The organism is Balneolaceae bacterium, from assembly GCA_034521495.1.
Taxonomy (GTDB): Bacteria; Bacteroidota; Rhodothermia; order Balneolales; family Balneolaceae; genus Rhodohalobacter.
The window spans coordinates 83,441-105,658 of record JAXHMK010000015.1; the positions used below are offsets into that span (position 1 = coordinate 83,441).

The 22,218-nt window shown below is 40.8% G+C and carries 20 protein-coding genes; 7 read left to right on the forward strand and 13 right to left on the reverse strand.

The genetic code is table 11. The features are described from left to right. The first annotated feature begins 149 nt into the window (after positions 1 to 149). Positions 150 to 1,097 carry a matrixin family metalloprotease gene (locus tag U5K72_14980; protein MDZ7720117.1) on the forward strand — a complete coding sequence of 316 codons (948 nt, stop codon included), beginning with the start codon at positions 150 to 152 and terminating at the stop codon, positions 1,095 to 1,097. 12 nt (positions 1,098 to 1,109) lie between these two features. Here U5K72_14980 and U5K72_14985 read toward each other — a convergent pair whose 3' ends face one another. From U5K72_14985 to carA, 5 genes are all read right to left on the reverse strand, one after another. Continuing rightward, positions 1,110 to 2,018: a LysR family transcriptional regulator gene (locus U5K72_14985; GenBank protein ID MDZ7720118.1), complete on the reverse strand. Its 909-nt coding sequence runs from the start codon at positions 2,016 to 2,018 to the stop codon at positions 1,110 to 1,112. 428 nt (positions 2,019 to 2,446) lie between these two features. After that, the gene (locus U5K72_14990) at positions 2,447 to 3,049 is read right to left on the reverse strand and encodes a carbonic anhydrase (GenBank protein MDZ7720119.1); all 603 of its coding nucleotides are present in this window, start codon (positions 3,047 to 3,049) and stop codon (positions 2,447 to 2,449) included. A 348-nt stretch (positions 3,050 to 3,397) separates the two neighbouring features. Next, positions 3,398 to 4,219, reverse strand: a complete 822-nt coding sequence (locus U5K72_14995) for an ATP-grasp domain-containing protein (GenBank protein MDZ7720120.1) — start codon at positions 4,217 to 4,219, stop codon at positions 3,398 to 3,400. Next, positions 4,216 to 6,228, reverse strand: coding sequence for a carbamoyl-phosphate synthase large subunit (gene carB / locus U5K72_15000; protein MDZ7720121.1), 2,013 nt, complete (start codon positions 6,226 to 6,228; stop codon positions 4,216 to 4,218). The genes U5K72_14995 and carB overlap by 4 nt, the downstream gene beginning before the upstream one ends. Positions 6,229 to 6,449: 221 nt before the next feature. Further along, positions 6,450 to 7,574 carry a glutamine-hydrolyzing carbamoyl-phosphate synthase small subunit gene (carA, locus tag U5K72_15005; protein MDZ7720122.1) on the reverse strand — a complete coding sequence of 375 codons (1,125 nt, stop codon included), beginning with the start codon at positions 7,572 to 7,574 and terminating at the stop codon, positions 6,450 to 6,452. Between the two features lie 307 nt (positions 7,575 to 7,881). Here carA and epsC point away from each other — a divergent pair, with 307 nt between their 5' ends. From epsC to U5K72_15030, 5 genes are all read left to right on the forward strand, one after another. Next, complete coding sequence (epsC, locus tag U5K72_15010) at positions 7,882 to 8,721, forward strand: serine O-acetyltransferase EpsC (GenBank protein MDZ7720123.1); 840 nt, start codon at positions 7,882 to 7,884, stop codon at positions 8,719 to 8,721. Positions 8,722 to 8,878: 157 nt separating this feature from the next. Continuing rightward, positions 8,879 to 9,757: a cysteine synthase CysM gene (gene cysM / locus U5K72_15015; GenBank protein MDZ7720124.1), complete on the forward strand. Its 879-nt coding sequence runs from the start codon at positions 8,879 to 8,881 to the stop codon at positions 9,755 to 9,757. A gap of 183 nt (positions 9,758 to 9,940) precedes the next feature. Continuing rightward, positions 9,941 to 10,774 carry a HipA family kinase gene (locus U5K72_15020; protein MDZ7720125.1) on the forward strand — a complete coding sequence of 278 codons (834 nt, stop codon included), beginning with the start codon at positions 9,941 to 9,943 and terminating at the stop codon, positions 10,772 to 10,774. After that, positions 10,774 to 11,634, forward strand: coding sequence for a hypothetical protein (locus U5K72_15025; protein ID MDZ7720126.1), 861 nt, complete (start codon positions 10,774 to 10,776; stop codon positions 11,632 to 11,634). The genes U5K72_15020 and U5K72_15025 overlap by 1 nt, the downstream gene beginning before the upstream one ends. A gap of 28 nt (positions 11,635 to 11,662) precedes the next feature. Continuing rightward, positions 11,663 to 12,661: a nucleoside hydrolase gene (locus U5K72_15030; protein MDZ7720127.1), complete on the forward strand. Its 999-nt coding sequence runs from the start codon at positions 11,663 to 11,665 to the stop codon at positions 12,659 to 12,661. Between the two features lie 128 nt (positions 12,662 to 12,789). Here U5K72_15030 and U5K72_15035 read toward each other — a convergent pair whose 3' ends face one another. From U5K72_15035 to U5K72_15050, 4 genes are all read right to left on the reverse strand, one after another. Further along, positions 12,790 to 13,884, reverse strand: a complete 1,095-nt coding sequence (locus tag U5K72_15035; GenBank protein MDZ7720128.1) for a hypothetical protein — start codon at positions 13,882 to 13,884, stop codon at positions 12,790 to 12,792. Positions 13,885 to 13,899: 15 nt separating this feature from the next. Beyond that, positions 13,900 to 15,432, reverse strand: coding sequence for an IS1182 family transposase (locus U5K72_15040; GenBank protein MDZ7720129.1), 1,533 nt, complete (start codon positions 15,430 to 15,432; stop codon positions 13,900 to 13,902). 53 nt (positions 15,433 to 15,485) lie between these two features. Next, positions 15,486 to 16,097, reverse strand: coding sequence for an MFS transporter (locus U5K72_15045; GenBank protein ID MDZ7720130.1), 612 nt, complete (start codon positions 16,095 to 16,097; stop codon positions 15,486 to 15,488). A gap of 237 nt (positions 16,098 to 16,334) precedes the next feature. Next, the gene (locus U5K72_15050) at positions 16,335 to 16,895 is read right to left on the reverse strand and encodes an MFS transporter (GenBank protein ID MDZ7720131.1); all 561 of its coding nucleotides are present in this window, start codon (positions 16,893 to 16,895) and stop codon (positions 16,335 to 16,337) included. 359 nt (positions 16,896 to 17,254) lie between these two features. Between U5K72_15050 and U5K72_15055 the strand changes: the two genes are divergently transcribed. After that, a complete protein-coding gene (locus U5K72_15055; GenBank protein ID MDZ7720132.1) occupies positions 17,255 to 18,280 on the forward strand; it encodes a YbjQ family protein in 1,026 nt (341 codons plus the stop codon). Positions 18,281 to 18,307: 27 nt separating this feature from the next. Here the strand turns inward: U5K72_15055 and U5K72_15060 are convergent, their stop codons facing one another. From U5K72_15060 to U5K72_15075, 4 genes are all read right to left on the reverse strand, one after another. Then, the gene (locus U5K72_15060) at positions 18,308 to 19,876 is read right to left on the reverse strand and encodes a GIY-YIG nuclease family protein (GenBank protein MDZ7720133.1); all 1,569 of its coding nucleotides are present in this window, start codon (positions 19,874 to 19,876) and stop codon (positions 18,308 to 18,310) included. A 209-nt stretch (positions 19,877 to 20,085) separates the two neighbouring features. After that, positions 20,086 to 20,394, reverse strand: coding sequence for an excisionase family DNA-binding protein (locus tag U5K72_15065; protein ID MDZ7720134.1), 309 nt, complete (start codon positions 20,392 to 20,394; stop codon positions 20,086 to 20,088). A gap of 263 nt (positions 20,395 to 20,657) precedes the next feature. Further along, on the reverse strand, positions 20,658 to 21,335 hold the full coding sequence (locus tag U5K72_15070; protein ID MDZ7720135.1) for a hypothetical protein: 678 nt from the start codon (positions 21,333 to 21,335) through the stop codon (positions 20,658 to 20,660). Then, positions 21,332 to 21,850, reverse strand: a complete 519-nt coding sequence (locus U5K72_15075; GenBank protein ID MDZ7720136.1) for a hypothetical protein — start codon at positions 21,848 to 21,850, stop codon at positions 21,332 to 21,334. Before U5K72_15075 ends, U5K72_15070 begins: the two co-directional genes overlap by 4 nt. Positions 21,851 to 22,218 lie beyond the last annotated feature (368 nt).

Below are 22,218 nucleotides of genomic sequence, written 5' to 3' on the forward strand. Positions count from 1 at the left end.
TGCAAAACTATGACTGTCATCCTGAACTTGATTCAGGATTTCCAGATACTGGCTATAAAGGCGAATGGAGAATCTGAATCGAGTTCAGATTGACGTAACCGACGGTTTGTAAAGCCTTCTATCAATGCGTTTAAGGCAGATTTAACCAAATGATGCAAATTTTTCAATTTAAACCTGTTCAATGGATGATAGCCGGCATTGTTGCAACAGTTCTGTTTATGGTGGGAACGGGTCAGTTCGAGGATGGAGAACAGGTAAAAGATCCCTGTTCCGAAGCGATCACATTTCGAGTGGGAGATGTTGATGAGCGTTTTTCCATCACTAATGAGGAGGTGGTTGATTTGATGAAGGAGGTGGCGCAGGTTTGGTCTGATGCTGCAGACACCACGCTTATTAAGTATGATGAAGATGGAGAAATTTCACTGAATCTTGTTTATGCCGAGGAACAACAGTTATCGGATCGCGAAAGACAGCACAGAGATCGCCTGGAGCATGAGGAGTTTAGCATTACGGTGTTAGAGAACGAGTATACCCGCCTCAATAAAGAGTATGAGAACGAAGTGAAGGAATATGACAGGGAATCCAGGGAGTTGCAGGAATCGATTGACCGGTTGAATGAATGGGTGAAGCAAAAAAATGAGCAGGGTGGATTCAATGAAAAGGATCTGAAACAGTTCGAACATCGCAAGGCACAAATCGAGCAGGTGAAACGGAATCTTGCACGAAAGGAACGAGTATTAAAACGGAAAGCAGCTGACTTAAATGATAAGATTACGTTTCTGAATCAAAAAGTTGAAGCAAAAAATAGGCTTGTAGACGAGTACAACCGCCAGTTTACCGGAACAAGAAAATTTACACAGGGAGCGTATGAATGGACGAATAACAGCCGAACCATAAATATTTATCATTTCCTCGATAAGAATGAACTGCGTCTTGTAATAGCTCATGAGATGGGACATGCACTTGGCATTACTCATGTTTCAAATCCCAAATCTGTGATGCATGAACTCATGGATCAGCAAGACAGGCGTAAAATTGAACTGACGGATGAAGATATTGAGGCATTACAGAATGTTTGTACGAACCAACTGAATTGAAGAAATAGATGATTAAGTTGAGGGTAAGATTTGTGTGAGTTTATCCTGCTGTAAAAAATCAAGAAAGTTCTTTATAACACGTGTAATTACTTTATTCTTCCTGTAAAGAGTGTGCCATCGGGTTTTAACTGGAAATTGTTTTACCTGCAGCTCATCAATTTTTCCTGTCTCTAATTCTGAATACATACTTAATTTTGATATCAGAGAGATCCCGATGCCTGCCATAATTGCTTGTTTCACAGCTTCATTGGTTCCAAGTTCCATAGCGATGTTGGGTTCAATACCATCATTTTTCAAAAGCTTCTCCATAACCATCCGGGTACCGGAACCAGGTTCCCGAAAAATGAACGGTTCATCTCTTAAATCCTTCAGATGAATATTGGTTTTCTTTGTTAAAGGATGATCCGGGGGACATGCCATAACCAATGGATTGTCTAAAAATGGAGTGGCAATAATTGATGAATCTTCCGGAAGCTGTGTCAAAATTGCCAGTTGAAATTCGTTATTGTAAAGTTGCTGAAGTACCTCATCACGATTAGTCACCTTCAGAGTGATCCTCACTTTTGGATATATTTTTTGAAAAGCTCCTAATAAATAGGGGAGAAAATATTTAGCAGTAGATGCTGCAGAAATGGACAAGTCCCCTGTCAATCCGCCCTTCAATTCTGAAGTATAAGCTTCAAAAGCATCTGTATGCTCCTGTATAGTTTGCTGCATGGAATAAAATCTTTCACCGGCTTCTGTCAGGTAAAGTTTTTTTCCAATGATTTCGATCAGTGGTATATCAACGGATTCCTGCAACTGTTTCATTTGAATGGAAACTGCAGGTTGTGTCATGTGCAGTGATTCAGCTGCTTTCGTGATGCTGCCACATTTTGCCACTTCAGCAAAAACTTTGAGTTGGTGTAACGTGTAGTTCATAAATAATAGTTTATGAATATTTTTAAACCATCAATCATAATTAATATAAAAATGAGATACATTTTATTGAACAAAAAATTGATATCACAAAAACTGAATACCTTTGTGAATTCAAAGGCGTTTGCGCATACTCTCTCGGATTAGGAGAGTGATTATTTCAATAGAAGAGATTATAAGACACGATGCATTGGCGTTTACTAATTCTGAACACTGTTCTCATGCAGTTAGTAAAAGACCCTAAAATTGTGAGATATACTCTTTAGGAAGGCTTTGCAAAACTCTGATCGTCATCCTGAACCTGTCTGCCAAAGCTTAGCGCAGGCAGGCTTGATTCAGGATCTCCAGATACTGGCTATAAAGGCGAATGGAGAATCTGAATCGAGTTCAGATTGACCAATAACCACGGTTTTGCAAAGCCCTCTTTAGGATTAATTATCCTTGCCAACAGTAACTTCCAGATCCTTGATTAAACCGTTTTCCATGTTATAGATCCAACCGTGAACCCAGAGTTCTCGTCCATCTGCCCATTCGTTTTGCACAAATGGATTTTCGCAAACATGGTGAACCTGCTGTTTAACATTCAACTCAGAAAGACGGTTCACCTTTTCATCTTCAGTAGAAAGAGAGTCGATTTCTGAACTGTTTATATGATACAGTTCTTTAATATTGCGAAGCCAATTATCAATTAAACCGAATTTTTCCTGGCCCAGTGCAGCTTTAATTCCTCCACAGCCATAATGTCCGCAGACGATTACATGTTCTACTTTTAAAACCTGAACGGCATATTGCAGAACGGATTGGCTGTTTATATCAGAATGCAGCACAAGGTTGGCTATATTTCTGTGGACAAAAATATCGCCTGGATGTTGTTTTACAATTTGGGTTTCGGGCACCCGGCTGTCTGAACAACCTATCCATAAGTAGTTTGGATTTTGGCCTTTTGATAAATCTTCAAAAAAATCAGGTTGTTGAGAACGGACACGTTCTGACCAGGATTTATTGAACTCCAGTAAATTTTGTAATGATTTCATTGATGTAAAAGATTCTATTCTGTAGCTCTTTAAGTTACAAAATTTTTAATCGGGTATATTTATCTACCCGTACAAACCGAACGGTATTTGAGTAAACGGTAATTGCATAGTTCTTCAAATATCGACCGGAAATAGTATCAATAGGTTATCGGTGGTTTCATTATTTACGATCGATTTGATTTTCACATTTTTCCCGTTCCATTTGCTGGTTCTATATCCAAAGAAACCTTTACCCTATAGATGAATGATTGTCCATGATAATCAGCTAAGATTCAAGTTGTAACTTCATCGAATAGATAAAGTTCTTTCACGAAGCATTCATCCCTGTATTTGGATGGTTTGTGCGAACTATTTGCTTAAATATAAGTTCTTAAACTCGTACGGTTTCTTGAAGTGTTCATCATTGAAGTTCTCCATGAAGTAGATACTCTCCCCGGTTGATTTCATTTCGGGGCCGAGTTCTTTCTTCACTTCTGGAAATTTATCAAACGGAAACACCGGCTCTTTGACCGCCCAGTTTTTGAGCTTTGATTCTAAATCGAACTCCGAGAGTTTTGCACCCAGCATCACTTTTACAGCGATTGCAGCTTCCGGTCGCTGTGTTGCTTTGGCCAGGAACGGAATGGTTCGGGTTGATCTGGGATTGGCTTCCAGGACGTACACTTTCTCATCTTTTACACCATACTGCACGTTCAGAAAACCTAAAATATTCATGTTCTTGGCGATCTTATACTGATACTCCTCAATTTTTTTAATCACTTTGTCGCTGAGAGAGTACGGAGGGAGAACGGCAGTTGAATCACCCGAATGAACTCCGGCCGGTTCAATATGCTGCATAATGCCGGCAATGTGAAGTTGTTTACCATCGAAAACGGCATCTACATCCACTTCAACGGCTTTGTCAAGAAACTTGTCGATCAGGAAGTCGTTTTCGGGATGTGTTGCGAGAATGCGCTCCACGTATCCTTTCATCTCATCCTCCTTCACGGCAATTCTCATTCCCTGCCCTCCCAGTACGTAACTTGGCCGGATTAAAACGGGATAGCCGATCTCTCTTGCGATGTCAATTGCGTCTTCCACATTTCGGGCAGTACCATACTCCGGAAACGGGATGTCGAGTTTCTTGAGGAATTTGGAGAACTCGCCGCGGTCTTCCGCAAAATCGATCATTTCAAATTCGGTTCCGAAGATTTGTGAATTCCCGCTTCAACAAATCTTTTGCCAAGCTTGAGTGCGGTTTGTCCGCCCACCTGAAGAATCACACCGTCGGGTTGTTCATGCTCATAGATATCGAGCACTCGTTCCCAGAAAACGGGCTCGAAGTAGAGCTTGTCAGCAATATCAAAATCAGTGGATACGGTTTCCGGGTTGCAGTTCACCATAATGGCTTCGTAACCCATATCCTGGGCCGCCATGACGGCGTGAACGCAGGAGTAATCGAACTCAATACCCTGGCCTATTCGGTTCGGGCCGCTGCCCAGAATCAACACTTTTTTCTTGTCGGAAACTTCACTTTCGTTTTCGTTGTCGTAAGTGGAGTAGTAATAAGGTGTTTCGGCGGGAAATTCAGCTGCGCAGGTATCTACAACTTTAAAACTCGGTTTGAGTCCCATATCAAGCCGTTTCCGGCGAACCTCTTCTTCGGTTACATGTTTACCGGTTTTGCTCAGCAGCCATGCAATCTGTACGTCTGAAAATCCTGCCTGTTTAACTTCAAGCAGATCTTCTTTTGTGAATGATTCGAGTGTGTGGCCTTCTGTTTTATTTTCAAGGCTCACCATGTAACGGATCTGTTGCAGGAACCAGGGATCAACCTTTGTAATGTCTGCAATCTCTTCAACCGAAGCACCAAATTTAAAAGCATTTCGAATGTTCAGTGTTTGGTCCCAATGTGGTTTTAATAACCGTTCGCGAACCTCTTTTCTTTCGGGCTCGGTGTAACCGTCTGCACCAAGGCCGGATCGTCCCACTTCAAGTGACTGCCAGGCTTTGTTGAGCGCTTCAGGAAATGTTCTGCCGATGGACATCACTTCGCCCACTGCTTTCATCTGGGTAGTGAGTTCCTCATCAACATTGTGGAATTTCTCGAAGTTAAATCGCGGAATTTTTACGACTACATAATCAATGGAAGGCTCAAAACAGGCGGATGATACCTGTGTGATAGGATTTGGTAGTTCATCCAGCGTATAGCCCACAGCCAGTTTTGTAGCAATTTTTGCAATGGGATACCCGGTTGCTTTAGAAGCCAATGCTGATGAACGGCTTACCCTCGGGTTGATCTCAATTGCGATAACCCTGTCACTACCAGGTTCTACGGCAAACTGCACGTTACATCCTCCGGCAAAATCGCCAATTGAACGCATCATTTTAATGGCATTGTCCCGCAGGATTTGGTACTGTTTATCTGTCAATGTTTGATGGGGTGCCACGGTTAAAGAATCTCCTGTATGAACACCGCAAGGATCCACGTTTTCGACCGGGCAGACAATTACAACATTGTCATTATCATCCCGGAGAAGTTCTAACTCAAACTCTTTCCAGCCAAAAATACTCTCCTCAATCAAAACCTGGTGAACCGGACTCATTTCAAGTCCTCTCAACACCTTTCTCTCAAATTCATCTTCATTCCATACAATTCCGCCGCCGGTGCCACCAAGTGTAAAAGAGGGGCGAATCACAATCGGCAGTCCTCCCAGCTCTTCAACAATTTCTTTTGCATCCAAAACTGAATTGGCTGCCCGGCTTCGTAACTGGTCAATCCCTATTTTATCCATCAAATCACGAAACAGCTGGCGATCTTCGGTGATATCCACAGCATCCATATTTACGCCAATTACTTTTACGCCATTGTCTGTCCAGAAATTCTCATGCTGAAGATCTCGTGCAAGGTTGAGGCCGGTTTGCCCACCCATGGTAGGAAGAACGGCATCTGGTTTTTCCTTTTTAACAATCTCTTTGATGGAATCCGTGGTTAACGGCTGAAGGTAGATAGAATCGGCCATCATGGGATCGGTCATAATGGTAGCCGGATTTGAATTAATCAGTACAACTTCATAACCGTCATCTTTCAAAGATCGGCATGCCTGGGTTCCTGAGTAGTCGAATTCACAGGCCTGACCAATGACGATAGGTCCGGAGCCGATGATTAAAATTTTGTGGATGTCGTTTCGGCGTGGCATTAGTAAGTTTTGGTTAGTTTAGTGTTGAAATATTGTTTCAGTAAAATTTTGAACGTGTTGAGGTAACGGACAGGCTGTCCGTTGTACGTACGCCGGACAGCTTGTCCGGCTCTCAGAATCTCCATAATGATTAAATCCCACGGGTTTGCACTTAAAAAAAGAAATGTGATCAAATTGACGAAAAAGAAAAGAAGTCAAAGTTTCTTTAAATCTGAAACTCATTAAGCCGATTCTCCTTTTACTTCTTTTATCATGTTTAAAAACTGGTCGAACAAGTAGGCCGAATCGTGCGGTCCGGGTGATGCTTCCGGGTGATATTGAACCGATATTCCGGGGAAGTTTTTGAATTTCAGGCCTTCAATGGTTTTGTCATTCAGGTTGATGTGCGTGACTTCAACTTTCGAGTCGTCCATCGCATTTTCATCAACTGCAAACCCATGATTTTGCGTGGTAATTTCTACCAATCCTGTTCCAATATTCTTCACGGGTTGATTGGCTCCGCGGTGGCCTACAAACATTTTCTTAACAGGAATTCCTTCTGAAAGAGCCATCAGTTGGTGGCCTAAACAGATACCAAAAAGAGGTTTTCCGCTTTTCTTGGCATGTTCTACAATAGGCAAACCATATGATAATGAGGCATTAGGATCACCAGGTCCGTTACTAAAGAAATATCCGTCAGCATTCCACTCTTTAATTTCTTCGACATCTGCTTCTGCCGGGAAAATGCGAAGTGTGCAGCCCCTCTGGTTAAAGTTATTGATAATGTTCTGTTTAATGCCATAATCAAAAGCGGCAATTTTAAAAGGGCCGTCCGAAGGTATGGTTTGAGCCTCTTTTCGGGTCACTTTTGTTGCGAGTTCCAGGCCCGCCATATCGTCCCAGTCTTTGGCTTTCTGAACGAGCTCATCTTCATCCAGAATTTCTGAACTGATCACGGCGTTCATCACACCTTTGGTTCGAATATGTTTTACAAGCATTCGGGTGTCCACATCAGAAATACCCACAAGGTTATTTTGTTCGAGGTATTCCTGGAGACTTCCGTCAGCCATCATATTACTGTAATCATCGGAGAATGCGCGAACAATCAGCCCGGCAATCATCACTCTTCTGGCTTCGTCATCACGGCTCATGGTTCCATAATTCCCGATGTGCGGGTATGTCATCATCATAAGCTGTCCGTAGTAACTCGGATCGGTAAAGATTTCCTGGTAACCGGACATACTGGTGTTAAAACAGAGTTCACCACCGGTGGTACCTTTAATTCCAATGGATCGGCCGTGGACAACGGTTCCATCAGAGAGTGCAAGTATAGCTGGTTTCTTTTCTGGTACTGCTGCTGGGGTCATATCGGCTTATTTGTTTCAATTTGGTGAGGGCAAAAGCTGATATCCAAAAAAAATCCGACATCGGAAACCGCGTCGGATTGGGTGGTTAGAAATAAGGTAATAAATTTGGTCAGTTGAAGCGTGTTCATCAGCCCTTTTTAAAAGTTTAAGAAATGTAAGGAGTTTGTACTTTTGTTGAAAGTTGAATTTGAAAGAAATTTCTGTTCGTTTTGAATTATGGTGGTGGGCTCGGGCGAACTATCCCAAAAGTGTTTTGTGTTGTAGAGATGCTTAACTTTACAATGAAGATTATTTGAACCAATTTATTTTGAAAGATTTAGACTCTTTTTACGACCAACTGCTGATGGCGAATATTGAGGCATCGGAATGCCCGCCTCCTGAAATGGTCATTCGTTTTTTTGAAGATATTCTTGAACTTCTTTTTCCTGAATTTTCGTATGAGCGGCTGCTTGAGAAGGAAGCAATTATAGAGAAAGTAAACGAGGAGAAAGGTACTCTCCAAAAAATATTGGAGCATAATCAGGAATGTATTAAAAACGATACAGGAGGCGTTGAAGATAAGTTTTTTGAACAACTTCCTGAGATTCGCAGGAAATTGGTGAACGATATTGATGCTATCTATCGTGGCGACCCCGCGGCAAAAAACAGGGCAGAAGTGATCAGAACCTACCCGGGCTTTTATGCATTAGCCGCGTACCGGATTGCCCATCAACTCCTGGATTTAGGAGTACTTTTGATTCCCCGAATTATCTCGGAATATGCCCATCGCCAAACCGGAATTGATATCCATCCCGGCGCAAAAATTGATGAACATTTTTGCATCGATCACGGAACCGGGGTTGTGATTGGTGAAACGTCTGTCATCGGTTCGAATGTTAAAATATATCAAGGTGTAACACTCGGCGGGTTGAGTGTAAAGAAGGAGGATGCCAGCAAAAAACGCCACCCAACCATCGAAGATAATGTGGTAATTTATGCAGGTGCCTCCATCCTGGGTGGAGAGACAGTAATTGGAGAGGGAAGTATTATCGGTGGAAATGTGTGGCTGACCCGCAGCGTACCGCCGAATACAAAAATTTATTACAAAGCAAGCATGACGGATTCCTCCGGCAAAACGGATATGATTACGTTTAAGCAGGAAAGCTGAGTGTGGGAAATTCCAAATAACAAGTATCAAACTACAAACATATTCTGTCATCCTGAACTTGATTCAGGATCTCCGATCGAAAGTTAAGTATAGAGATTCTGAGTCAAGCTCAGAATGACCTATTTAAATTAGTCAGTATCAAAAAACGATTTAAGCCATGAATATCGAAGATCTTATTGGAAACACACCGCAGGTAAAACTGGAAAACATCCCGGTTAAAAAAGATGTGACGATTTTCTGTAAGCTTGAAGGCCATAACCCCGGGGGAAGTGTAAAAGACCGGGCCGCCCTGGGAATGATCAATGGAGCGTTGGAGCGTGGTGATGTAAAACCCGGAGATACTCTTGTAGAAGCTACCAGTGGTAACACCGGAATTGCGCTGGCGATGATTGCCGCTATGAAAGACCTGAAGATGAAATTAATTATGCCTGAAAACGCTACCGAGGAAAGAATCAAATCGATGAGAGCGTTCGGAGCGGAAGTAATACTGACACCAGCCGAAAAAACGATTGAATACTCTCGTGATCTGGCCCAGCAAATGGCAGATGAAAAGGGCTATTTCCAGCTCAATCAATTTGCCAATCCCGATAATTACAAGATGCACGAAAAAACCACCGGTCCCGAAATATGGAGAGATTCCGATGGAAAAATTACACATTTTGTCTCGGCTATGGGTACTACAGGTACCATAATGGGTGTTTCACGATTCCTGAAATCACAAAATTCTGAAATTAAAATTGTGGGTACACAGCCAACCGAAGACTCCTCCATTCCGGGTATTCGAAGATGGTCGCCCGAATTTCTGCCCGATATTTTTGAGGCAGATCGTGTTGATCAAACGGTTGATGTAAGCCAGGAAGAATCCACCGAGATGGCCCGCCGAATGGCCAAAGAAGAGGGAATCTTTGCCGGAATGAGCAGTGGTGGTGCGTTAGCTGCAGCCCTGAAAGTTGCCGATGAAATTGACGAGGGAGTGATTGTTTGCATCACCTGCGACCGTGGGGATCGGTATTTGAGTTCGTCGCTGTTTGAGTAGGTGTGGCCAAAGCCATCTAAATGTCGAATGAATACGCGAAATTTTGCATTAATCGATGAGTTCAAAATAACCTGCGACTGATCGGTTAACAGCCGATTGTTCTTACCTGATTGATAAGATTAACCTCTAATTTTTGAATCCATTCTGCTTTCAGTATAATCCTATGATTTCAAACATAGAATTATGATCTCAACCATTCAATCCATACAGTTTCTCAGGCAAGTTGGTGGAACATTTAATCGTCCCATTGAATCTATCTGCCGGGATGATTCTGGATTGGAGGTGTATTATTTAAAGTATTTCAGAACAGGAAATGAAATTGAGGGATTGGTTGCAGAGGTAGTCTGCCACTTTTTGGCCCGAAAAATGAATTTACTTACCCCGGATATTTCTTATGTAGAAATTGGCGATCATCCAATACCTGATGAGTTTGTCCACCCGGAACATCTATCCACCGGCAAAGTGGTGTTCGGATCTAAAAAAGCAGAAAAAGTTGACGAACTGACAAAATTAGAGTTTATTTTTAGTAAGCATGAATTTAACAGGCTGGAATATCCAATTCACCTTCTTCGTGTTGGGCTTTTTGATTTGTGGATTGGGAATAACGATCGCACGGAAGACAATTACAATCTGTTTTTAACCCGAGGGAAAAAACAAAAAATAGTTGTTTTTGATCATTTTGAAGCATTTAACAAAATAACTGAAAGTTCGTTTCGTGATGTAAATACTTTTATTGAGATCTATGAAAAAGGATTTTTGGGCTCGAAATATGCATATGAAATGTTGGGTTGGGTCTCAAAGGATGATCTAAATAGAGAAGTCGATGAGTTTGTGAGAAACATCCAAGGCTTAGATATTCCTGAAGAAATTGGAAAGATTGAAGAAACGTTTCCAGATAGTTGGGATATTGGAGCTGAGGTAACAGATTACATTGTTCGTTATCTATCTTCGGAGGATCGATTGAACAATGTATTAGAAGAGGTAAACAATTATATAAAATACTTACCAGAAAAGTGATGAAACCGTTCTACAGTGTATTATATCTAAAACCGGAATCTGTTTCTGAGGAAAAGATTGCCGTTGGATTGTTCTTAAAAATAGAGGACAAGTCGATCTTCGAGTATTCAGGTCGAAAATTAAAAGTGGCTTCAAAAATTATTGAATCTGAAGTTGTGGATTCAATTGAAAAGAAACTAAAGAACATCAAGAAAAAAATTGGTTCCCTCTCCAATAACGAAAATCAGATGGAAGCTTTTGATGTTGAACCATTTACGATTTCATATTTTGATTACCTGAGTAGATACGCGAATAATTTATTAGTCTATTCAAAGCCGTCGGAGAATATTGGTGATTTCACGAAGCGAGATTTTAGTTCTCTATTTAAACTTACCGTCGATAAAACGTTTGAAGAGGAAAAGGAAGAAACTGTTTCATACAGGGAGATCGTAAGAGACAAACTTCAAAAATCGGTGATCTCTGAACGTGTAGATATTCGTTATAGAGTCCCCAAAAACAGAGTAAAAAGCATCTATAGAAATCATGAAGTAGATTACATTGGTGTAAATGGAAGCATCGTTTCAGGGAATAGCATTGATACAAGAATAGACCCGTATTCTCTTGAAAATAAGATTTATCTGCTACGTGCTTTGATAGATGGTCTTTTAGATTTATCTGAATCCTACGATATGAAAGATGGTGGACATCACATCATTTTTTATAACGAACCTGAAGAGAGAAAACAGAAAGATATTCTTCACGATGCTCTTAATGATGAAACAAGTAAGTTTTTTTTAAAACCTTGGGATGAGTTTGAAAGCATTGAAAAATGGATTATTGAAAATGATGTAAAAAAATTCAGTGAGTTTATTTCAAAATAGGGAGATAAAACGGATACTAATATTTGATGTGAAAACATTTCTAAATCTTCTTCCAATTTTACTTACTGTCTCTTTCATCTCCTGCAATCCGGCAGACGATGAAAGTAATCAAAGAGATAAGATAGAACCTGAACCCGTCCAAGAGTTTATCCTCGATGCAGATACCGGCAATGAACTGGATGATCTGTATGCGATCGTTCGCACGATCATTGATCATGAAGTAACGGTTACGGCGCTTACATCGGCTCATTTTAACAATCCACAGTTGGTTACGGATTCGTTATGGCATATTTATGAGACAGAGAATATTAATACGGTTCAGATCTCTCAGGAGATCAATGAGAATCTCCTGGAAACGTTAAACAGAACAGATATCCCGCATCCAACCGGGGCGGATCGAATGGTTGGGTACGCCTGGGGTTATTATGAAGGGGCTCAAATTCCGGAATCGCCGGCAACAGATTTCATCATAGAACGTGCAAGAGAACACAGTTCGAGTGATAAACTAAATATTGTAACTGTCGGAGCTGTAACAAATGTAGCAGCGGCGTTGTTACAAGAACCCCCGATAGCAGAAAACATCAGGTTATTTTCTCTGAATATGCGGTATGATGAAGATTACGAAGCCTGGAACAAGAACTCTTTCAATGCCAGAAATGACATAAACGGACTGGATTTAATTCTTGAGAATGAAAAATTGGAGCTCTACATCATTCCGGGAAATGTGTCCCGCACGTTAACATTTCAAAGAGAAGAAACACTTGAGAGATTGAGTGAATGGGATCATCCAACGGTTGACATTCTTGAGCAACGATGGGATGAGGTAAGCGCAGGCGATAGCTGGATTATGTGGGACCTGGCATTAGTGGAGGCTATAATTCACCCGGAATGGGCTACATTTGAAACCGTTTCTGCACCACCAGAGAATGGAAGCCGGGAGATCTTCATGATTTCGGATATTGATGAAGATCAAATGAGAGATGAGTTCTGGCGATTAATGAATGAGTATTTTGATAATGGTTCATAAAAAACCCAATCACAGCTTTCGCCATGATTGGGTGATAAGTGATCATAAAATTTGAAAGTCTGCTTTTTCAGAACCAATCCCGACGACTGTTGGGCATGAAACTCTGAAAGGTTGACTCTAAATTCAGATTAATCCTCAGCCATTGCTTGTCTTTCAAGGCGTTCAACTTTATATCCGCCGCGTCGCTTATCCCGGATAAACCAGAAAATAAACACAATACCGGTGAAGAACGCGAGTGGTGAAACCCAGAGAAATGCCATTCTTCCGCCGTAGTTGTCAGCCGGGGCAAGAACAGTGGAAGCTTCAGAAATGAGTTCCTGTTCCTGCTCAATTCCCGAATCGATAAGGGCCCTAAGGGCATTTCCTGTAATATTTCCGGCAAATTCTCCATTTTCGCGATAGTATGCCAGGGCTTCTTCACTCCGTTCAAGTACATTTCGGGCATCAGCTTCCCTGTAACCGAGTTCAGCTAAAGCTTCGGCACCAGCTGCATCTTCAGCCATCTGTACATACTCGGGGAATTCTTCTTCAACCTGCTCAAGAATTTGAACTGTGGCTTGTTCATCAAGTGCTTCCGGAAGGTAGCTGTCGGCAATTTCTCCGATCAGAGCATTTGCCACGCCGCCTCCGAAGAATCCCATACCAAGCAGCAATACAATACCGAGTGAACCGGCTTTTGGAAACTGCTCACTCATCAACCCGAGCATTGTGGGTACAAAAAAGGCGATTCCGAATGCGTAAAGTGCTCCGGCAATCATCAACGGAACAATTCCTGTTTCGATTAAGCCAAACATTACAAGTCCGATACCGGTTAGGAAGGATGCCACCAGAAGCATTCCAGTAGGGGTGAGTTTCTCAACAAAGGGTTCGGCATAAAAACGAAGCAAGAACATCAAACCACTAATCCAAACCAGTACCAGGATTCCATGGAGACCGGCAGACTGAAGTACATCGGGAATCCAGCGCATAGGGCCCATCTCCATGGCGAGGGTTAAAATGGTCAAAAAGATAATTCCCAAAACAGGCAGAGTTGTAAACGTGTATTTGACCATCTCGCTGGGCGGGATACCTGCTTCGGCTGTTTCGGTTTTTGGAAATTTTCGTGGAAACAGAAGCCATCCGTAGATCAAAATTGGAATATAGACGACTGCAATTTGAGCGGTCCAGTGTCCAACATTAGTGTCTGTTGCACAACACTGGGTTGAATTTTTGCTGATTTCCATGATGGGTTGCCATACTTATGAATGTGTCAGGCCCAGGACCGGTTTTCCTGTTAAAAAACTCCACAGGGCATTCTTGTGAAGGTTACAAGCCCCAAAAAGGTCGAAAACAGACCTCACCATCGAACAGGCCCCGCCCTGTGGTGATTTGCCCGCTTGTTTGAGCCATTTCCTCAAATTAAAGGCCGCCGAGGCCATCATCACGTGCTTGGTGGCGGCCGCTTTGCCACGCGCGAAGGTTTTTCTCATGGCATTGTGATGGACAAGAGTGCCAAAAACCGGCTCCACAATCCCCTTTCGTTTGGCCAGCATCCATCGGCCTTTATCGGTTTGCAAGCGTGCGTCCATGCGATCATAGAACTCTTTTCCGCTGCTGTGATAAAGGGTTTTGTAGGTTTTTTCACCCGACAGGCAGTCCCCACGTAACGGACAATCTGCGCAATCGCCCACACGCGAGGTATAGGCTCGGTTGATGTATTTCCCGTGGCTTTTTCTCAATCCCTGAAAGGATAGTTCCGCCCCCTGCGAGCAGCGGTAACTATCGCTGAGCGGATCGTAGAGGAAGCCTTCCCGCTCTGCTTTATATCCTGAAGGATTATTCATGTACGGAATAATCCCGGCGGCTTCACAAACCCGGAGGCTATGATGGGTATTGTATTTGGAATCTGCCAGTACTTCGCTCAGCTGCAGATCGTAGGGGGCTAAATTCGCAAGACTCTGATTAAGCAGGTCCGGCAGGCTTTCGTGATCATTCAAATCGGCGTAATCGGCCAGGGCTGCTACAATCACCCCTTGGGCGGCATCCACGCTAATCTGCCCGTGATAATACATCTCGGTGGGCTTGTTGGGCTTACGGGCGATTCGGGCATCCGGGTCGCTGGTCGAACGGTGAGTTTTATTGGAACGTGTGCGTTTGACGGGGTTGTCCGGGGCTGGAATATCTACTGGGGTTAAGCAGCCGGAGGGCGAGGGCTGTTCCGTCCTCTTTTGTGAGGGAATATCTGTGGCCTCCTCTTGGTCAGAATTCTCTTCGACCACCTGCCGGCAATATTCGCTGGCGTCACTCATAATCACATCCCGGCTCATCGAGTCCACACTGGCATTGGCTTTGATCAGGGCGCTGTCGACCGCCTGACGTTTGCCGCTCACCATACCGGCATCCACACATAAGCCCAGCACCTGGCCAAATACATCCAAAAAAAGCGACTCCCCAAACAAGGCCCGGGTTCGCGAGAGGGTACTATGGACCGGCAGAGCCTCGTCAATGTCATAGCCTAAAAACCACCGGCACCCCAGCGAATCCGAGCAGAACCGGCACAGCGCACGGTCTCCGGCGATGTTATTGAGATAGCCGATCAGACACATCTTGAAAAAGACAACCGGATCAATGCTCTGCTGGCCGTCTTTGCCGTAATAGGTCCGGGTGCGCCTGTATAAAAACCGCAGATTCAGAGCTTGATCGATTCGGCGGTACATATGATCGGCCGGAACGGCATCTTCCAGAGAAAACTGGTAAAAGAGTTTAGAGGTACGTTGTTTTTTTCCTTGCATGGATTAAGATATGAAAAAGGGTAAACTAAATCTATCTATATTACTGTTATTATTTAAGATATGATTATTTTTTCCGCTCTGTAAATCATGCATAAAAAATAAAAACTCAACACAATTAATTCAGATCTGCGTTGTGCAACAGACACATTAATCGGGCCTACACCTCCAATCTGGGTCATTATCCATCCAAGCAAACCACCTACAACGAGTCCGCCGGGGTAAAAGCTGTGAAAGAGATTCAGTTTCGTTGTTTTGTTGTCCGGGTAGAGAGCGGCTGTGAGCGGATTCCCTGCTACCTCAATCATACCGTTACCAACACCCATTCCAATAGCTCCCAGGAAAAGAATCCAGAAAGCGGAGGGGTCACCGGCAAAAAGGTATCCAATGAGAAACAGAGTTACACCTGAGATGTGCCCAACAAATGCGCCGATCGTGGCTTTTTTGAGTCCAATCTTTTCCAGGAAAGGCCCAATAACGAGCAAAGAGATAGCCATACCCCAAAGTGCGGCACCTCCTATATAGCCCACATCGGCATTGGTGAGAATAAATTCATTTTTTAACTGACCAAGAATATTACTTACCAGGATAAAAGAGAATGCTGTAGGCAGTAGTGCCAGACAGATCCCGGCAAATAGCTTTTTCCGTTCTAAATCTTCTTTATTCATGTTTTAATAGCCCCCATATTGGTTCATGTTTGTTATTCATCAATGGTAATTGTGGATTAAAAATGAAGTTGGTTTGAAACTTCATATCATCGTCGAACAAGTGCAATCTGTACTTTTTAGAACTATACAAGCAACAGCAGAACTTTTTTCATTTGGGTGATTGTGTGGTTGACATCGACCCGTAATATGTATTTGAAACAAGAGCACTACTTCAAATAGCATGTTTGAAAGTATTTATCACCCAATTCGCCCATTAATCTGCATATTTAAATTGAATACATTAATCGGGCCTACACCTCCAATCTGGGTCATTATCCATCCAAGCAAACCACCTACAACGAGTCCGCCGGGGTAAAAGCTGTGAAAGAGATTCAGTTTCGTTGTTTTGTTATCCGGGTAGAGAGCGGCTGTGAGCGGATTCCCTGCTACCTCAATCATACCGTTACCAACACCCATTCCAATAGCTCCCAGGAAAAGAATCCAGAAAGCGGAGGGGTCACCGGCAAAAAGGTATCCAATGAGAAACAGAGTTACACCTGAGATGTGCCCAACAAATGCGCCGATCGTGGCTTTTTTGAGTCCAATCTTTTCCAGGAAAGGTCCAATAACGAGCAAAGAGATAGCCATACCCCAAAGTGCGGCACCACCTATATAGCCCACATCGGCATTGGTGAGAATAAATTCATTTTTTAACTGACCAAGAATATTACTTACCAGGATAAAAGAGAATGCTGTAGGCAGTAGTGCCAGACAAATCCCGGCAAATAGTTTTTTCCGTTCTAAATCTTCTTTATTCATGTTTTAATAGCCCCCATATTGGTTCATGTTTGTTATTCATCAATGGTAATTGTGGATTAAAAATGAAGTTGGTTTGAAACTTCATATCATCATCGAACAAGTTCAATCTGTACTTTTTAGAATTGCACGAGCAACAGCAGAACTTTTTATTTGGGTGATTGTGTGGTTGACATCGACCCGTAATATGTATTTGAAACAAGAGCACTACTTCAAATAGCATATTCGAAGGTATTTATCACCCAATTCGCCCATTAATCTGCATATTTAAATTGAATCGTGCAAATGGATTTGTTTTTTGGAATTGAGCTGATAAATTGAAAATTGCATAATTGTTTAAGAACAAGGAAAGAAGATTAAGTATGCTTATTACAACAAACGACTATTTCCAAGGAAAAGAAATTGAAGCTTATTTAGGACAGGTTAATGAACAAATTGTTATTGGAGCCAACATATTCAGAGATGTTTTTGCGTCATTTAGGGATGTTTTTGGCGGACAAACCAAAGGGTACAAAAAAGAACTGGATAAGCTGAAACAAGCAGCAATAAATGGTCTTGAGCAAGAAGCCAAAAAATTACAGGCTAATGGGGTGATTGGCTTTAATATGGATCTTGATGAAATCTCAGGCGGTAGTAAATCAATGTTTATGCTAAATGTATATGGTACTGCTGTGAAATTTGCAGATGATGAAAAGGATAAAGAAAGCAGCCAAATAGAGGGAGCCATAACGTCTGAAAAGCTTGAGTATGAAGTAACAAGAAAGGAACTCAAAGAAAAAATAGAAGATGGATCAAAACCTTTTAGTCAGATAGGAATTAATGAACTTACAGAATTTAAGATTTATGGAGTATTAAATGAGGGAATTGAGGAATTAGGTAATGCATATGCAGACGATGAAGATCTGACCAAATACATTGAAATCGTACCTCAGAAAGAAATTGAGGAATTATTATTTCAAAAAATTCAAATGATAACAAGTAGATACTGGAACATCATTCTAACTGCATTGGAAAATAGAAATTGGTTTAATAGTAAACTAATTTTAAAATTGTTACAAGATGATGATCCAATCAGAAGATTCAGGGGTTTACAGCTATGTGAAGTTGAAAAAGATTTTTATAAAAAAGATGACATTCAAAATTTGTCCAATATCTCTGATTTCGTAAAATCTGTAATGAATTCTCAAATTAAGACGGTCGTTGAAGAGGGTACATTTAAAAAACATGAGAAGTGGATATGCCCAAGGTGTCTAAGAAAATTAAGCATGGATATGGACCAATGTAATTGTGGTTCAAAAAATAGATATGGCTTAACTGATTATTCACCAAAAGAATTAATTGATACACTTTCAAAAAGGGCAGAAGTTCTAAAAGAGCATTTTGCTTAGCTACATTCTCAATAGGAATCTTATTTTTTATTTGAGTGTCTTTTTAATTTCTTCGATATCCTTGGCATCTAATTCAAACCATTCTCCTCTCAATCTTTTGGTAGAGAATGTGTTATGTAAAGCCGTTTCAATGCTTTCTGCAATGGTTCTGCTTGGATACTCCTTTGAGCTGAGTAATTCAATTGTAGGTTTTTCACTTTGTAAGGTTTTCTCTCTGTATTCTGGCTGATTGGATATGCCAATCTTAAAAAAATCATTCGCCGTATCTTTCATTAAATACACGTGACAAGGTTCTTCAGGTGAACTTTCTTTATTTATATCACCCACATAAAGTGGTTTATAATCATCTACAATATTTTCTACTTGCTTCAAATGATCTGCAAAGAGATTACGGATTACAAATTGGCGATACTCCTTATACATATCCCATTCACTAATAAAGTCGGTAATATTGATATCTACTTTAAAGTTATTTGATTTTTCATGAACTCTTATTCTTTCAACTTCATGTTGACTTAATCTTTTTAATTCCTCTTGGGTAATAGGGACATCGACACCTTTAAGAACCCGTTGTTCAATTGTGTAAAATTTTTCAGGCAAATTAAACTCCACAACTTCACCATTAGATAGAAGGAAAAATATGGAGTCATCAGCTCTAAGTTTCATCTCTTTAATATTAAATTCGAACGTGATGAAATCCAATCCGTTTATATTTTTGAGCTTAAAATAGAGCCAATCGTTAAGCGTGATAAACGGTCTTGGTTCAAATCCTTTTCCAATTTGTTCTTCCATTAACTGAAGATACTCGTTGGATGGAGTACCAATGGAGTCCCACTCTAGAATTTTTTTGTTTGTGAATGGATCTTGATGAGTTGAAAAGTGATTATAAAAACGATGATATAACAGATCTTTTTTCGTATTGAAATAATTGATACATATTGCATAGGACCTGTATTTATCTAATTTATCTAAAATCTCGAAATATCCTCTTGTATGAGCTTTAAGTTCATGAAGTTTAAATTTGCTAAAGCTAGAACTAAGTGAATCGGGTTCTTCTTTTAAAGTTGAATTTAAATCTAATTCAACATTTAGATTCAATAATTTTTTCCCTTTTTCAGTATGATTTAATGGGCTTGAAAGGAGTTCTTCGGAGATATGCCATATGAATCTATCTTCTTGAATTTCACTGTGATGCTCCTTAAGCCAATTTACTGTCGCTTCCTTATATGCTTGTCGTAAATTCTCTCTTTTCTCAATTCGGGTATCAATGATGACCCAGTTTATGGTGCAAAAATCATACTTCTTGGTATACAGCAGATAATTTTCTGTTTCTTCAAGTGTACCATCACCTTTTTTTGATTTTCCATGAAGTGAGTTTGCCAACTCTAAGACTTCTTTATTAACTGGAGCTTCGACGTTTAAATCTGAATCTGGGAAAATTGCAATATCTGAGTCTTCTTTATTTTCAGAATTTGTGTCTTCAATCTCTTCTGAGAGCTTATTTATATCTCTGTCCTGTGTTTCCCTATCCCGCGTACTTTCATTTTTTTCCGTTTTGTTTTCACCAATGAATATTTTTTTTAAAATTCTAAACATATCGTGTAACGTGTTTACCGGTTAAGATTGTAAACCTTAATGCAAAAGACTCAATTTTAATGAAATATTTTAGCTTATGTCATCTCCTATTCAGGTAAAGCATCTAAATTTTTCCCATTCGAGAGGAGGATGATCAATCGAAAAAACATGTTTCACAATATAAACGGATATAGCTTCGTGAATTCAACCTGTACATGCGTTATTTATAATCAGCGTTCATCCCCGGTATAGCTGCTATCATATTTATCGGCTTTGGTTACTTCATCAAAAAGTTTATCCATAGTTTCACGCTGTTCAGAATCTCTTTCATCAGCATAATTTTTTAAGTCTCGAAAATAGACTCTACGATGGCTGCTAACTTTGTAAAACGGTATTTCTCCATCTTCAAGAAGGTTAACCAAGTGTTGGCGGGATACTCCTAAAAAGTTTGCCACTGCCTGAGTTGTAAATGTTTCATCTTCAGGCATCTTTACAACAGCATGCCCCTGTTTTACCTGTTCAATGTCATGAACCAACATTTTGTAAAGTGCTTCCGGGATCTCTATGCTATTCCCATCTACATCCGTGAGCTTCGGTTTCTTTTGCTCCGAATAATGGTTTGCATAGCCTCCATCTCAGAGTTGTTAAATAAAGATGAATCGATTCTGTGTTCCATAGCTTTACTTTTGATTTATCAACAGTATTACAGCAATTAAATGCTATAAACACTAATAAAGTTTACAAATTACCAACCTGTTCATCCTCATCAAGCCTTTATCATTAAAAACTATTCTGGAATCCACTATCCATCGGAAAAATCTAAAATCCTCCGAATAATTTCATCAACATTGGCTCTGTCCACTCCGCTTAAATGGCTCAGAATGATTTCTCTCCCGTTTTTATGTTCAATCAGTTCGCGAAAAGATTCATTGAGATATTCTAAAACTTTGTTGGTGGAATTGTCCATTTTTTCCAAAGCATTAAAGTTGATTATCGTAATGATGTCTTCCATATCCTTACTGGTTCGCCAGTCATTTTTTCCACGATTTTTAACCGCTTCCCATTTTGCTGCGAGGTAGTAGGGAAGTGTAAAGCGTGGGATGCTTGTTCCAAAATCCAGATAGATCCATTCTTTGTTGTCCAGCCCCTCTTCATACCATTGGTTGGTAAAACCCAGAATTTCTGGTTTGGTTGGCATTACATCCAGCAACAGTTCTCCATCAGTATATCTGCAAATGACATTACTTTCTTTGTCAGGATAAAATCCAATAGTTGCAAGTCTATCATTCAAAGCTTCCAGTTTACCGTAGTGGCTAAGCCGAATAACCATATCAAGATCGTAAGTAATTCGAGTTTGGCCTTTAAAATTCTTCGGTAAGTATGTATGGAGAATTGCCCCACCAACAAATGCTGCATTATCTAAGAAATTTTCTAACTTTTTTGCAGCTTTTATTAAGTGTTTCTTCGTTACAGGATTCATACATCAAGTTGAGATTCCAATAATTGTATAGCTACATCCATTTCCCGCCTGCCCTGATTCATCCGAATCACATCAAGAATACTCACAAATTGATAGAGTTCCTGCCATTCAAGGCATGCTTTTGGGAGCTTTGGATATAATGGCGGAATTGTTATCCCACTGGTTTCACCTTCAGGATGTGCCCAGACAACATCAATTGAGGAACTTATTTGTTCCTTAAAAGAGGATACAGAAATGGCAGCGGGTATACCACGATCAACAGTACCGGGAAGTGCCGGGAATACATATTTCAAACCAAACTGAATAAAATCCCTGACGTTCATGCGTTGAACGTGTCTTTTCTCAGGGCCAATTAGGTTCACCTGCATTGACCGGTGCAAAGACTCGCTGATTTCAGACTGGCTCAATTGCAATTTGTGAGCCAGATCCTTCATATACCAGTCGTCATTATTTTGTAGCAGTACCGCACTAAGTACAACAATATCGTGCGGTCGCATTCCTGTATGTTCTTTCATTTTTGATTTAAAAATAGAATTTAATTCGTAATTTGCAAATCGCGAATTGAGATATAAGAATCCAAAACTATAAACCTTCTCGATGAACTGAGTATTAATTTTCTGTCTTATTTATACAGAACTTTTGAAAAGCCAATTTAAAGCCCGCGAAGGATTTTTCATACGTTTCAATTTATGTTCGGTTTGAGAGGCTTCAGATTTGGAATTACATTTCACAAATCCTTTTAAAATCCACGGACCTTTGCCTCGGGTATATTTATTTTGAGTGGTGTTGTGACTTTTCAGTCTCTGCTTTAAATCTGAAGTATGCCCGTAGTAGTGACGGTTGGATGAGGTAGATTGGATCATGTAAGCGAAGTAACTCATAA